The sequence below is a fragment of the Vibrio sp. 1CM23M genome (genome assembly GCF_023161755.1).
In the GTDB taxonomy this organism is placed as follows: domain Bacteria; phylum Pseudomonadota; class Gammaproteobacteria; order Enterobacterales; family Vibrionaceae; genus Vibrio; species Vibrio coralliirubri.
The window spans coordinates 576,256-591,670 of the sequence record NZ_JALNTR010000001.1; the positions used below are offsets into that span (position 1 = coordinate 576,256).

Consider the following 15,415-nt stretch of genomic DNA (forward strand, 5'->3'; position numbering starts at 1 on the left):
CTATGCTTATACAATCGGTGCCATAAAGAGCCTTAACAAGCAGTCACACCGAGGCGAACATGGCAGTTCCCTTGCACTTCGTTAACGGCAGTTGGATTCGCCTATCGAAATCCACATCAATACCACCATGGTGATTGAGGTTATTAATGTGAGACTTACCTCAAGTTCCCAGTGAATTAATGTGGAAATCCACAATAGCGCGAACAACCAATTATGTCGAAAATGCGTGCATTACAACCAATAGCGACGCCTCATGATTAAGCTGAACATAAAAACTCAAACTCTAACGCTTTGCATCGCTGCTCTGGGAAGCCTTTCTTTATCCGGTTTTGCACAAGCAGCACCCAATCCAATGCCAGAAGCCGCAGAAACCTGTAGCGGTTGCCACCAAGCCGACGGGAAAGGCATGCCCAACATCGCACCGATGCTTGCAGGGCTCAATGCTGATTACCTCGAACATCAGCTTGTTCTTTTCTCAAGTGGCGAGCGTCAAAGCGCGATCATGAAAGGCATGGCTGATGGTGTCTCTGATCCTGCGATTCGTCGTGAAGTTGCAGAATACTTCGCTTCACTGCCTTCATACGACTTCACCGATTTAGAACAGCGCGGCTCACAAGCCGATATCGATAATCCCTATCGTAAACTTGTATTCCAAGGCGATTGGGATCGAAACATTCCTGCTTGTGCAACCTGTCATGGGCCAAGTGGTATGGGTGTCGACAAATTCCCACGCCTAGCGAGCCAGCATGCCGACTACATTCAGACTCAGCTCAACGCTTGGAAAAACGGCACTCGTAAGGGTGATGATTTAAACATGATGGGTAATATCGCCGGCAAGTTGACCGACGATGAGATCAAAAACCTCTCTTACTACTTCGCATCTTTCCGATACTAAAGGGCTCGCATGAAAACATTACTTCTAATTACCGCAACCCTTGCCTCTGGAATCGCTTATGCCGAAGCTGAGTTGCCCGATCGCCAAACCGAACTGCCCGCCGTTGAAAAACCACAAGATAATAAATATCTGGTGCCACGCGACTTGGTAGATATTCCTGATGGGGAATTTGGCGACAAAGTAAAACTGGGCTATTCCCTGTTTGTCGATTCACAACAGATGCGTGGTACATTCGTCGGCAACGAGCAAAACTGTGTCAACTGCCACATGCAAGCAGGCATGAAGCCTAACGCAGCCCCTCTTTGGGGTGCGTACATGGCCTACCCTGCGTATCGTTCTAAAAACGACAAGGTAAACAGCTACGCAGAGCGTATCCAAGGTTGCTTTACCTACTCAATGAATGGTCTACCACCGGCTGAGGGTTCAAAAGAGATGGTCGCACTGACGGCGTATTCATACTGGCTGGCGATGGGCGGAATCTTAGATAAGAACGGCATGCAAGACACGCCTGTTCCTGAGATCAGCGATGCCGACTTACAAGTCGGTGGTAAAGCGGAAAGCTTCCCTCTTCCGGAAGAGCTGTTAAGCAAATACCCAATTGATGACCGAAGCAAACTGGCAGGCCGTGGCTATCCTAAGATTGCTAATCCTGAACAAGAGCCATCGATAACGCGTGGCGAAAAGGTTTACCAAACCAGCTGCCAAACCTGTCATGGTCAAAATGGTGAAGGTATTAAAGGATCTGACGGCCGTTCATACTTCCCACCACTGTGGGGTGAAAACGCGTATAACTGGGGCGCGGGTATGCACCGGGTGAACACCGCTGCCTATTTCATCTATGAAAACATGCCGCTTGGAAAGAGCCAGCAACTTTCGATTCAAGATGCTTGGGATGTGGCTGCATTTGTGAATAGTCATGAACGCCCACAAGATCCTAGATACAAGGGTGATGTTGCTGGCAATGCTAAGCGATACCACAATCACCAAGGCTACTATGGCAAAGAAGTTGATGGTCATGTACTAGGTACCAAAGCTTATCCGAGTGGTAAAGAAGTGATTCATGAGCATTAATAGGTATTAGTGAATATGAACCGTTCACACCAGCTATAGCTAAGCTTTACATTGTAAATCAGTTATAGCAGGAACAATAAAAAAGGAGCCAAAACGTTCGACGTTCAGGCTCCTTTTTTATGTTTGAACGATTAGAAATCCAGCTAACCTTGCTGCATCTTCTCCCAAATGGTTGGAGAGCCAATATAGTCTTGAACCGTAGTAATGAACTCTTTCACTAGCTTGGTCTGCTTGCGGTGCGGATACACAGCGTAGATTGCGGTATCAATCGTCGAAATCGGGTAATCAGGAAGTAAAGTGACTAAGCCGAGCTCTTTCATTGAGGCATACAGGTTTGATTGATCAAGGAAGCCATATCCTAAGCCATCTTTCACACAAGAGACCATGGTGCGAACATCACTCACCTTATAGTTGCCACGAATCGTCAGGCTTTGAAAAGTGTCGCCATGCGGCTCTTCACTGATACGGAGATGATCAACCGTCATATCGCCATTGGTATAAATCACAGCAGGTAGCGCGAGCAAATCTTGTGGCGTCTTCGGCTCACCATGCTGCTTCACAAAATCGTTTGATGCAACGAGCATGAAGTTACTGTCGGCAATCTTCTTGGCAATCAAATTCGATTCAACGAGCTTACTGAAACGAAACGCGATATCAAACTGCCCTGCAATGATGTTGGCGATCTTATCGTCTAGTGAGAGTACGATCTGAACATCAGGGTACTTCCTCATAAACTGAGTGATGATAGGTTGCAGATATTGCTGCCCAAAATAGATAGGCGACGTAATTCGTAGCACACCTTTGGGTTCAGATTGGTACGAGTCGGCAATACCTTGGATTTGATTGATGGTGTCTTTCAACACATAGGTTTGCGCGAGAATATCCTCACCCGCCGAAGTCAACGAAAACGAGCGTGTAGAACGGTTCAGCAGCTGAACACCTAAATCTTGCTCAAGCTTTTTGATCTGTTTGGAGAGCGATGAGTTATCCATATCGTGCAAGGTTGCCGCTTTGGTAAACGACCCTTGTTGAACCACATCTAAGAACAATAACAACTGATTGGTATTTGGCACTGCGCCTCTCCTGAAATAAAACTCGACTAGCGTTCGTCTTTAGGGGTGTCCATCACAACCATAGTCGTAATAGATTGCACCTGAGCACATTCCCCAAGCACATCGGCATGAAACTTCTTATAGCCCGGTAGGTCTTTGGTTTCTACCCTTAGCAAATACTCGTTGGCACCGGTAATGTTGTGACACTCCACCACCTCTTTTTCCATACTGACGTGCTGTTCAAACTCCAGCTGAGCCGCTTTGCTGTGGCTTGATAAACCAATCGAAACATAAGCAATAAAACCTACCCCCATCAGCCCATTATCCAGAACCGCACGGTAACCTTGAATGATGCCTTTACGCTCAAGATCTTGTACTCGTCTTAAGGTCGCTGAAGCCGACAAGCCAATCCGCTCTGAAAGCTCAATGTTGGAGATTCTGCCGTCCAATTTAAGCTCTTGCAATATCCTTTCGTCAAATCTATCCATAAGTACTTATTATTGTGCATTTAGTGATAATAGAGGAAATAAAAGCACATAATTGCCTCACTTTCCACCTACTATATTTCTCAACACGTGAAAGTCATGACCGGTCAGTCACTTCGTTCATTTTTTGCTGGAGAACCATAATGCCTTTAGAACAACTTAGCGCACTTGCCTTGTTTGCGTTCGTCTCGACCTTCACGCCAGGTCCAAATAACATCATGCTCATGACATCAGGAGCAAATGTTGGCTTTGCCCGTACTATTCCGCACATGCTTGGGATTGCTCTAGGGTTTGCAGCCATGTTGCTGTTAGTTGGCTTCGGTTTAATGGGCATTTTCAACGCTTATCCGGTTACGCACCAAATCTTGAAATACCTGAGCCTTGCTTACCTTGTGTACCTTGCAATTAAGATAGCATTGAGCGGCAAAGCCAAAAGCACCGAGGCTTATAAGCCAATGACCTTCATCGGCGCGGCAAGTTTTCAGTGGGTGAACCCTAAAGGTTGGTCGATGGCACTGACGGCGATTTCAGTCTACAGCAGCGGCAGTTCATGGTGGGAGCTTGCGATCATCGCTGGTATCTTCACGCTCGCGAACTTACCATCCGTGACATTCTGGACAGCGGCAGGTAAACAACTGCAACACTGGTTAACAACACCGGTCCGTATCAAAAGCTTCAACTACGGTATGGCAGGCTTGCTTCTAGCCTCAACGATTCCGATGTTGTAACCAGATAGCTTCCCTATGATGGTTAGTAAGTGATTACTAGCCATCAATTTACAAGTATCCAATAACCTCGCTAAGCCAACGCCCAAATGTCGCCTGCCCGCTCGGGGTTAGTGTCCACACAAACGCCGCAACATTCACTGCCACTGTCACCCAATATATCGCTCTGAACGGCTGTTTCTGCGTTTTATGACGCAGCTTATCTTGAGCAATCAACGCCCCTAACCAACCACCAGCAACAGAAAAGATGTGCAGGGTTTTCTCTGGCACACGCCAATTGCCATTGATCGCTGCTCGCTTGTCTTTTGCGTACACAAAAAACGTCACCACACCGATAACCAAATACCACACCAACAGCGCTTTAGAACTTTCTGCAAACAACACAGATACCCCCACCAGAACCAAATAGGTGATAACGATTTGAATAGATGAAGACAACATGACTCCTTTTGGGCAACAGCTCACATACTGTGGCAATTACGCCCTGTAGATTTTGATAAGGATTGATAACTGGTGGTTTCGCTCCCAAAGAATATACCTTCTCCTTAAATACACTGTGGGAAATATATAAGAATTGCAGATATCTGCAAATGAAACTGACGTAATCTACCTAATTTTTTGCTGCCCCTTGAGTGCCGCTATCATCCTTAATACATAAAAATCACTAATGTTAATATTAATAACAATAATAATAAATAGAACGTGAAAACTTTATTACTCTTAAAAAATAAGAACATTCTAAAGTGATATTCATCTCACATTAATAAGGATGAGCTCTCATCCTTATTAACTACGCCTAGCTTCTACGCCTTACATTATTGATATTAAACAAATGAGTCATTGATCCAATTAATTTAACAATAACCAATTACAAAGCGTGATTTTGACACTAGGTTTCCTATATTTACGAATTAAAAATAACTTTATATATTTCTATCACAAATAGTTGACCTTGGTTAAAGCTAGGATATTCATCTTCATAAAAAGTGAAATATGGATATCAAAACGTGAACAACATAAATATTAATAAAATTATCTCTCTACGAAATACCTTCAATGTGACCAAAAAGAGAAGCTTCAAGCGCTCTACTTTGGCCAAAGCAATTTTACCTCTATTCACCGCGACTTTGATCGCAGGTTGTGGCAGTGATAGCGACAATGACACCGACGCAGGCAACGATGGCTTATACAAAGCAGGCGAAAACGAAGTCGTTGTGTATTACAAACGTGATGTTGCAGCCGCGAGCACTTCGGGCTCTACTTACGACGGTTGGGGGCTTCACCTATGGAATGGCGAAGGTTGTACTAGCACAGACTTAGTCGGCATGGGGTTGAGTGAAACCGGAACCGATTGGAACAGCCCTTACGAATACGATGGTATCAGCGATACTTACGGTGCTTACTATGTATTGAAAGTGGATCCTGATGCTTCTGACCCACATAAATGCATGAACTTCATCTTACATAATGGCGACGAAAAAGCGTTTGGCAGTGCCAATTCTAAAATCGAGCTAACGAAGCTCGGTGATTCACAAGGTGTATTCGGGTTCCATGGCAGCAGCGAGTTGTATTACGACCCAATTTCAGAGCGCCCAGTCAATATTGATGGCCAAAAAGCACATTGGTTAGATGTGACCACCATTGCTTGGGAAGCCGCTAGCAATGCCGACTCTGTGAAACTGTTCTACGCACTCGATAACAGCATCACGATGAACGACGACAAAGAGATTGTCGGTGGCACTGCCGTTGATCTCGCCAAAGATGGCGAGCTATCCTCTGAATTAAAAGAGCGTTTCCGCCACCTTGCAAGCTTACCAGCCCTGGCTATCGACGTTGACGACAGCACACTTCGCACTATTTTAAAATCTCAGATAATTCTTGTTGCTTACAATGCCAATGGCGATGTTACCTCTTCAACTGAGGTTCAAAAACCTGGTGTGCTTGATGCAGTATTTGCTAGCGAAGATGCTGGTAATGCAATGAGAGAAGAATTAGGTGCGATTGTTGAAGGCAGTGCGGCAACCTTCAAGCTTTGGGCACCAACAGCTCAAGATGTAGAACTCGTCCTGTACAGCGAAGATCTCCAGACCTCACAAGTCATCCCGATGACGGAAAACACTGAAACAGGTATTTGGGCGACTGACGCGGTGTCTAATGCAGTCAACAGTTACTATCGCTACCAAGTGAAGGTTTACCATCCAACCACTGGCAATATCGAAACTCGCCTAGTGACAGACCCATACTCTCTCAGCTTATCGAAGAATTCGGCATACTCTCAAGTCATCGACCTGAATGATTCAACTTTGAAACCAGCGAACTGGGACGACTACCAACGACCAACCGTAGAGAAAGACGAAGACCACGTACTTTATGAGTCTCATCTTCGTGACTTTAGTTTCAGCGATAAACTAGGCACAGCTAACCTAAATGGAAAATACCTCGCTCTCACAGAAGCTGATCGTGAGTCGGTCAAACACCTACAGGCTCTGCAACAAGCAGGTTTAACTACACTGCATATCTTACCAGCATTTGATATCGCTACCGTTGATGAAGATGCCGCGAGCCGTGTTGATATCACCGACACCGTAGGCAAACTGTGTGATGTAAAACCGACTGCTGCCTTATGTGGAAGCGAAGACGAAAACAAAGTCATCGAAGATGTACTCGATGGTTATGACCCTTCAACGGGTGACGCACAAGCATTAATGAATGACCTTCGTATGCTTGATAGCTTCAACTGGGGCTACGACCCATTCCATTACACGGTGCCAGAGGGAAGTTACGCGACCGATCCTAATGGTTCGAAACGTATTCTAGAGTTCCGTGAAATGGTGAAAGCGACACACGACATGGATCTTAAGCTGATCATGGACGTGGTATACAACCATACCAATGCGTCTGGTGTGAACGATAAGTCGGTACTGGATAAAATTGTCCCTGGGTATTACCACCGTCTTAACGTCAACACTGGTGGCGTCGAAAACTCGACTTGTTGTGACAACACTGCGACCGAAAACCTGATGATGGGTAAATTGATGGTCGACTCACTCAAGGTATGGGCTGAAGACTACAAAGTGGATGGCTTCCGTTTTGACTTAATGGGCCACCAGCCAAAAGACGTAATGGTAGAAGCTCTTGCTGAAGTACGTAAAATCGACGAAAACACGCTGTTCTACGGTGAGGGTTGGGATTTTGGCGAAGTAGCTAACAATGCACGCTTCGATCAAGCAAACCAAATCAACATGGCGGGCACAGAAATCGGGACCTTCTCAGACCGTTTACGTGACGCAGTTCGTGGCGGTAGCCCGTTTGATGGCGGCGTCGATTCAGAAGGCAACCACCCACTTCGCTTTAACCAAGGCTTTGGTAACGCAGCGATTGCCAACGAAGAAACCAAAGTTGATCAAGATTCGATCAATGGTCGTTTACATAACCAAGACCTTGTTCGTTTAGGCATGGCAGGTAACCTCGCAGAATACGTATTGATTGATTACAAAGGCGATACCAAACTGGGTAAAAACGTTGATTACAACGGTGCGCCAGCTGGTTACACCAAGATGCCTTCAGAGAACATCTCTTACGTGTCGAAACATGATAACCAAACGCTTTGGGACAACAACGCATACAAAATCGCCACTGGTACTAGCTCTGCTGAGCGTGCACGTATGCAGTCTGTATCACTCTCTACCGTGATGTTAGGCCAAGGAATACCATTCATCCATATGGGTTCTGAGCTGTTGCGTTCTAAATCAATGCAGCGCGACTCTTACGATTCAGGTGATTGGTACAACCGCGTCATGTTTGATGGTACTGATAACAACTGGAACGTCGGCTTACCTCGTGAAGACAAAGATGGTGCGAACTGGGATCTGATCAAAACAATCATTGCTGACCCAACGGCTAAACCAGACGAAGAAGACATTAATCTGACTAAGCAGCAATTCCTAGAGCTATTAAAAATCCGTAGCTCAAGCGAACTGTTCCGCTTAGACACAGCAGACGAAGTTATGAAGCGAGTCGACTTCCGCAATGTTGGTGAAGATCAAATCGAAGGCCTGATTGTCATGTCTATCGATGATGGTGTGTCTGCGGGCGACGATCTTGACCCTGCAAATGATGCGATTGTGGCAGTTGTAAACTCAACTAATGAATCTCAATCGTTCAAAATCACAGGAGCGACAGGCTTTACACTTCATGACGTTCAACAAAACTCGGCTGACGATACAGTGAAAAGTTCAAGCTTTGCCGCTGAAACCTTCACAGTACCTGCAATAACCACCGCTGTATTTGTACAAGTTCAAGGTGATTCACAAGGTGCCGGCCTACCGGTTGATAACACAGGCAAGGATGTATCTAGCATTCCGCCATACGGCCAAACAACAGTTTACGTTAAAGGTGACATGAATGGATGGGGCGCAACGGATGATTGGGCAATGAGCTTTGTCGCTAATGGTGTTTATTCTGTGACAGGCAACTTGGAAGCGGGTAACTATGGCTTCAAGTTTGCTGATGCTGATTGGGTATCACCTAACTTTGGTTGTGATTCCGTTGAACTTGCTGATGGATCTATCGGCATTGGCAACGCGGGAGATTGTAAATTAAACGTAACAGAAGCGGGCAGCTACACATTCACTCTGAATGCGATTCATGAATTAGATGACAATGTGGAGAAAGCTGTAGTTTCTGTGACTAAACAATAGATTCAACAACAAACAATTAAAAACATACTCGTTTGTTAGGGGAGACACGATCTCCCCTTTTTAACGGCTGTTGAACCTAATACATTGAAGTAATGCCAAACAACAGTACCTCCCTTCTTTTTGAGTAGCAGCTCACATACCACAACAACTACGCCCCGAATTTCTTAACTAAGGAGGATAAAGCAGCATTCTGATTGAGCTAGCCTCCTAACCCAAACATAAAGGTCTACACCTCTACTTCACGAGATGGAATATAAGTATGTACAACAAGAAACATTCAATCTATCAAGTTTTTACACGTTTGTTCGGTAATCAGAAAACACAAAACACACCGTGGGGAACCATTGAACAAAATGGTATTGGCAAGTTTAGTGACTTCACTGACAAAGCCCTTTCAGAAATTAAAGAACTCGGCATCACACATATTTGGTACACCGGAGTGCCGCATCATGCAGTGATCAACGACTACAAAGACATTGGCATCTCAGACGATCACCCAAGCGTTGTAAAAGGGCGAGCAGGCTCTCCTTATGCCGTCAAAGATTACTACTCCGTAAACCCAGATCTTGCAGACAACCCAGCGCAGCGCTTACAAGAATTCGAAACATTAATAAAAAGAAGTCACGACAATGGCTTAAAAGTCATCATAGATATTGTCCCTAACCACATCGCTCGTAATTACAAAGGATTAAATAATCCAGAGGGAATAAGTGACTTTGGTGAGCAGGACGACAAAACTATTGAATACCACCGAAACAACAACTTCTATTACATTCCTGGTAGCTCATTTGAACTCCCCGAGTTCGAATCCGCTTTTATCCCACTAGGAGGAGAACAACACCAGAATTTAGCCTCATCCTTCCTTGAATCACCAGCAAAATGGACAGGAAATGGGTCTCGCTTAAGCAAACCAAACTTCGATGATTGGTATGAAACGGTAAAGATAAACTATGGTGTGCGCCCAGACGGCTCAAAAGACTTCCCTGAACTGCCAAATGACTATGCTACACGTGACCACCTAGCTCACTACCATTTCTGGCAGCAAGTTGACGTACCAGATTCATGGGTTAAGTTTCGAGACATTGCCTTGTATTGGTTAGACAAAGGCGTTGATGGATTTCGCTACGATATGGCAGAAATGGTACCTGTCGAATTTTGGAGCTATCTAAACTCATCAATAAAAGTAAAGAATCAAGATGCATTTTTGATGGCAGAAGTATATCAACCAGACCTTTATCGCGATTATATTCGCTTAGGTAAAATGGACTATCTATATGACAAAGTTGATCTCTATGACGGCCTAAAGGCAATCATGCAAGGTAAGGCTTCAACGGCAATCATCCCTGAGATTCAACATCAAATGATGGACATTGAACACCACATGATGCACTTTTTAGACAACCACGATGAACAGCGTGTAGCATCTCCAGAGTTTGTCGGTAACCCACACATCGCTAAGCCAGCCATGTTGGTTAGTACGCTATTAAGTAGTTCTCCAACCATGATTTACTTCGGGCAAGAAGTCGGCGAACCAGGTGCGGAGAATGCAGGTTTTGGACAACCTTCTCGCACATCTATATTCGATTACATCGGTGTTCCTCAACATCAAAAATGGATGAACGGAGGAAAGTTCGATGGTGGGCAACTCAACAATGATGAAAAGCAACTCAGACTCTTCTACAAGCGAGTGATGACGTTTGCACTGAACCATTCATCTATGACTGGAGAGTACCAAGATTTACACAAATCCAATCAGCTAAGTGATTCTGTTTATGCTTTCTTGCGCTTTAATAACGAAGAGCTTGTTATCGCAGCTGCTAACTTTAGCCAAAGCATAACGGATAATATCGAGTTGAAGATTACTGCAGAAGTGATTCAAGAGCTGGGAATCGCAGACGGAAGCTATGTGCTAAAAGAACATATTGAAGGCGTCCAACAACAGACACTATATGTGGAAAGTGGCGTCGGTTACTTCAGTGCTGAATTAAATCCCCTAGCTGCTTTCGCTTGGGTATTAGCTATCTAATATACTGACTCTCGAAGTCATTAATTATTGCAGCATCGAAATAAGGATAAACGGTACTTAACGTAAATATCAAACATGTTAAGTACCTAAATGCCATGAGCAGTGGAGATGTTGAACCATCGAAATTGCACAAAATCCTATTAGTTTTTAAAGCCTAATCAAAATTAGCCTTTTGTAAAATTTCAATGAAGGTTTTAATCTTCAGGTCGTCCGCTCCCTGCTTCGCGTAAAGACCAACATTCCCTCGCTTAGAATCATCAATCAATAAAGTTTCAAATCCTCTTTTTTTCATCCAATCACACATTTTATGACTGTATGGCATAACTGCATCGGACATTCTTAACATATCTAAGCTCGCAAAAAGAGAATCAACATCATAAACATCTCTTCCTACTACCTCAGAATCTCGCCCACCAGATTGTGAATTTACGTGATCAGAAAGTACGGAGTTATGTCTCGAGTGATCGGGAGTCACTTGGAGTATTGGATAATCCAACATATCACGCCTTAACAAGCTGACATCGAGATTTTTTTTTGTTAACAATGGATGACCATCTCGAACAAACACAGCTTCTTTGTCTTGAAATAGTGGGTAGAAAGTCACTTTACATCGCTCATGCAACCCATAAATTTCATGGCCAACAAACAGATCTATATCCCCTTGAACTAAGTGATGCATCAAAGATAAATTATTTCCGAACTCTAAATGTAGCGAACCCATTTGTTCTTGTTGTTTGTACTCTTCAACAGCCTTACAGACAAATTGTTCCCACCAAGCTTCGCCTGTGCCGAGCTTCAATTTACCTAATTGGCGCTGCTGCATATCGGTAAAACGGTGCATTAGCGACAGATGCTTTTCTTGCTGCTCTTGCGCAAACTCCCGAAACAGCACCCCATACTCGGTAAGTTCAACGCCTTTTGACTTCCGAATAAAAATAGCAACACCAATATCACTCTCTAATTTCTTAATTGCAGCAGTCAAGGAAGGCTGGCTTATATTCAGTTTTTCTGCAGCACCTTTAATGCTACCGGTATGCGCAACCATCAGAAAATATCGATATAGCTTGTTCATAAGATTCTCTTAGTTTGCATTCGATCACAAAATGCGAGGTTAGAAATTCGACAAATTACCCCACTGATGTTTGCACACAGCGGATAGGCAACATGATATAGGATTTTTCTATATAGGGCATTAGTAATGCTATTTCCCACTCAAAGGTGAAATCACTATAGTAAAGGCAATTAACTAATTAAGTGGAAATTGAGATGGAACAGAAATGGTGGCATGACGCGGTAGTCTACCAAATTTACCCGCGTAGTTTTTTAGACTCAAATAATGATGGTATCGGCGACCTAAATGGGATTATCAGTAAGCTCGATTACCTCAAGGAACTTGGCATCAATGTCATTTGGTTATCGCCTGTTTACCGATCTCCAATGGATGATAATGGTTACGACATCTCTGACTACCAAGCGATTGCTAAAGAATTTGGCAGCATGGAAGACATGCAACGCCTTATGGACGAAGCAAAAAAACGTGACATCAAGATTGTCATGGACTTAGTGGTAAACCACACGTCAGACGAACACCGTTGGTTCGAACAAGCTCGCTCTTCAAAAGATAACCCATATAGAGATTATTATATCTGGCGTGATGCAAAACCGGATGGGAGCGTACCAGACGACCAAGAATCTATCTTCGGCGGTAGCGCTTGGCAATGGGATGAGCTAACACAACAATATTTCTTCCACCTATTTTCAAAACGTCAACCAGATTTAAATTGGGAAAACCCGAAGGTACAAGAAGAAGTTCATAATATGATGAACTGGTGGATTGACCTTGGCATCGGTGGCTTCCGATTAGATGTGATAGACCTTATCGGTAAAGAGATCGATAAAGGAATTACGGGCAACGGGCCAAGACTACACAAGCTATTACAACAAATGAATCAGGCTACCTTTGGCAATAAAGATTTGTTAACAGTTGGAGAGACTTGGGGCGCAACACCAGAGATCGCTAAACTATACAGCGGACAAGATAGAAATGAACTATCGATGGTATTCCAATTTGAACACATCACACTGACATGGGAAAACGGTGACAAATGGAATCCTATTCCGCTCGACCTTAGAGAATTCAAGAATGTTCTGACTAAATGGCAGCTAGAATTGGCAGATGGTGGCTGGAACTCTCTATTCTGGAATAACCACGATTTACCGCGCTTGGTGTCAAAATACGGTGATGACAAAAACTACCGAGTTGAGTCAGCCAAAATGCTTGCGACTTGTCTACACTTCTTGAAAGGCACACCCTATATCTACCAAGGTGAAGAAATTGGCATGACGAACGTTGCCTTCGATAGCTTGGATCAGTACAAGGATATTGAGACTCATAACTTCTACAAAGTAAAAACAGAGTCTGGTGTCACTCATGAACACATGATGGATGCCATTCACGAGAACAGCCGTGACAATGCCAGAACACCAATGCACTGGAACAATCAAGCTAACGCAGGGTTCTCTAACGTAACGCCGTGGATTGAGCTCAATCCAAACTACCCGGATATAAACGTCGAAAGTGCATTAGCCGATTCAGGTTCAATATTTTACCACTACAAGAAATTAATTGAGTTACGCAAAGCTCATCCAGCAATTGTCTACGGATCTTTCATTCCTGTTTTTGAAGAACACGACAAGGTTTTTGCCTACGTTCGTGAATTGGATGGTGAACAGCTTTTTATCGTATGTAACTTCTCAGGAGAGTCGTTAACTCTTGAAGTTCCTGAACAATATCGCACCCAAACGCCGACTTGCCTAATCAACAACTATGGTGAAGTTTCAAGTGTAGATACGCTATTACACTTAGCACCTTATGAATCTTTTGCTTTAAAACTATAGCCCTATAAGCTCCAACCCCCGCACAAAGGCAAGGTAATCCCTTGCCTTTTTTATTGTTCCCAATCAGTGGTTTTAACTCATACAGCATAAACCTACATATGCAACCCCCTCCTTAGCCAGCTATAGCTAAATGACCAGCAATTTGTTTGAGCCCACCTTCACATTTCTTTTCACGTTCAACATCACAAAAGCTGTCCATCTTCCTCTAAAACTCTAGCTTCGCCTTAATGGTATAGATTTTTACTATATCTTCTGTTTGTTTACCTATTTCTCAAGGCACAAGGAAACCGATAAAATCACTCCAAGATAATAAGAACTGATAGAAGTGATTATCGTTATGGATAACCTTCTGAATATGGAATGAAACTATGAAACCTCTATTGAAAACACTGTCTATTTGTACCCTTGCTGCTCTTTTTAATGCACCAGCTTTTGCTATGGAAGAAGGTGAAATTACTATCTGGATCAACGGCGATAAAAGTTATGCCGGTCTCGCTGAAATTGGTAAGCAATTTGAAGAAGATACGGGCGTTAAAATCAATGTTCAGTATCCAGATTCACTGGAAGCAAAATTCCAACAACACGCTGCGACAGGCGGCGGTCCAGATATCATCTTCTGGGCACATGACCGTTTTGGTGGTTACGCTGAATCAGGTTTACTTCACGAACTAAACCCAAGCAAAGAATTCAAAGAAAAGCTTGTCGACTTCAGTTGGGATGCGGTAACGGTGAACGGCAAAATTGTAGGGTACCCTCTCGCAATCGAAGCACCTTCTCTAATCTACAACAAAGACCTACTTCCAAACCCACCGAAAACATGGGAAGAACTTGCTGCTATTCAAAAAGAGATGGCTAAACAAGATAAAAAAGCCATTATGTGGGATGTGAAAAATGCTTACTTCACATGGCCAATGATCTCTGCCGGTGGTGCATTCGCTTTTGAGAAAACAGAAACAGGCTATAACGCAAAAAGCACTGGTGTTAACAATGAAGCAGGCGTTCACGGTCTTCAATTCTTAGTTGATATGGTAAACCAAGGGGTTGTTAACCCGAACATGGATTACTCAGTAGCTGAAGCTGAGTTCACCAATGGTAACGTTGCGATGACCATTAACGGCCCTTGGTCTTGGGGCAACCTAGATAAACTTGGCGTTAATTATGGTGTTGCAGAATTGCCGACATTAAATGGTGGTAAGGGTAACCCGTTTGTTGGAATCCTAAGTGCAGGCATCAATGCTGCAAGTCCGAATACTGATCTTGCTGTCGAATTCTTGGAAAACTACTTATTCCAAGACGATGCTTTGAAAACCATGAATGATGATAAGCCTCTTGGCGCCGTGACACTAAAATCATTCCAAAAGATCCTTGAGAGTGATGAACGCATCAAGTCAACTATGACGAACGCTGAAAACGGCGAGATCATGCCTAACATCCCTCAAATGACCGCTTACTGGTTCGCTGAGGGTGCTGCAATCGATAACGCAATGCAAGGTAAGCAAACGGTTAAAGAAGCACTAGACACAGCAGCTAAGCAAATAACCAAATAACCTTTCTTCTTATTAA

11 protein-coding genes are annotated in these 15,415 nt (G+C 43.8%); 7 read left to right on the forward strand and 4 right to left on the reverse strand.

The features are described 5' to 3' along the window. Positions 1-253 precede the first annotated feature (253 nt). A complete protein-coding gene (locus MSG35_RS02365) occupies positions 254-895 on the forward strand; it encodes a c-type cytochrome (protein ID WP_048610546.1) in 642 nt (213 codons plus the stop codon). A 9-nt stretch (positions 896-904) separates the two neighbouring features. Beyond that, on the forward strand, positions 905-1,966 hold the full coding sequence (locus tag MSG35_RS02370) for a c-type cytochrome (protein ID WP_248382677.1): 1,062 nt from the start codon (positions 905-907) through the stop codon (positions 1,964-1,966). Between the two features lie 143 nt (positions 1,967-2,109). On the opposite strand, the gene MSG35_RS02375 is transcribed toward MSG35_RS02370, so the two are convergent. Both MSG35_RS02375 and MSG35_RS02380 read right to left on the reverse strand, forming a co-directional pair. Further along, positions 2,110-3,039, reverse strand: coding sequence for a LysR family transcriptional regulator (locus MSG35_RS02375; RefSeq protein ID WP_081229330.1), 930 nt, complete (start codon positions 3,037-3,039; stop codon positions 2,110-2,112). Between the two features lie 26 nt (positions 3,040-3,065). After that, positions 3,066-3,506 (reverse strand): Lrp/AsnC family transcriptional regulator, encoded by a 441-nt coding sequence (locus tag MSG35_RS02380; protein ID WP_009845852.1) that lies wholly within the window; start codon positions 3,504-3,506, stop codon positions 3,066-3,068. A gap of 140 nt (positions 3,507-3,646) precedes the next feature. On the opposite strand from MSG35_RS02380, the gene MSG35_RS02385 reads away from it, so the two are divergent. Beyond that, complete coding sequence (locus MSG35_RS02385; RefSeq protein WP_017058847.1) at positions 3,647-4,231, forward strand: LysE family translocator; 585 nt, start codon at positions 3,647-3,649, stop codon at positions 4,229-4,231. Between the two features lie 48 nt (positions 4,232-4,279). On the opposite strand, the gene MSG35_RS02390 is transcribed toward MSG35_RS02385, so the two are convergent. Then, positions 4,280-4,669 (reverse strand): DUF1294 domain-containing protein, encoded by a 390-nt coding sequence (locus MSG35_RS02390; RefSeq protein ID WP_248382678.1) that lies wholly within the window; start codon positions 4,667-4,669, stop codon positions 4,280-4,282. A 617-nt stretch (positions 4,670-5,286) separates the two neighbouring features. Here MSG35_RS02390 and pulA point away from each other — a divergent pair. Both pulA and MSG35_RS02400 read left to right on the forward strand, forming a co-directional pair. Continuing rightward, positions 5,287-8,928 carry a pullulanase-type alpha-1,6-glucosidase gene (pulA, locus tag MSG35_RS02395; protein WP_248383242.1) on the forward strand — a complete coding sequence of 1,214 codons (3,642 nt, stop codon included), beginning with the start codon at positions 5,287-5,289 and terminating at the stop codon, positions 8,926-8,928. A gap of 259 nt (positions 8,929-9,187) precedes the next feature. After that, the gene (locus tag MSG35_RS02400) at positions 9,188-10,954 is read left to right on the forward strand and encodes an alpha-amylase family protein (RefSeq protein WP_248382679.1); all 1,767 of its coding nucleotides are present in this window, start codon (positions 9,188-9,190) and stop codon (positions 10,952-10,954) included. Between the two features lie 154 nt (positions 10,955-11,108). Here the strand turns inward: MSG35_RS02400 and MSG35_RS02405 are convergent, their stop codons facing one another. After that, positions 11,109-12,026 (reverse strand): LysR family transcriptional regulator, encoded by a 918-nt coding sequence (locus MSG35_RS02405; RefSeq protein ID WP_248382680.1) that lies wholly within the window; start codon positions 12,024-12,026, stop codon positions 11,109-11,111. 194 nt (positions 12,027-12,220) lie between these two features. On the opposite strand from MSG35_RS02405, the gene MSG35_RS02410 reads away from it, so the two are divergent. Both MSG35_RS02410 and malE read left to right on the forward strand, forming a co-directional pair. Continuing rightward, positions 12,221-13,852: an alpha-glucosidase gene (locus MSG35_RS02410; protein ID WP_248382681.1), complete on the forward strand. Its 1,632-nt coding sequence runs from the start codon at positions 12,221-12,223 to the stop codon at positions 13,850-13,852. Between the two features lie 368 nt (positions 13,853-14,220). Beyond that, a complete protein-coding gene (malE, locus tag MSG35_RS02415) occupies positions 14,221-15,399 on the forward strand; it encodes a maltose/maltodextrin ABC transporter substrate-binding protein MalE (protein ID WP_048610530.1) in 1,179 nt (392 codons plus the stop codon). Positions 15,400-15,415 lie beyond the last annotated feature (16 nt).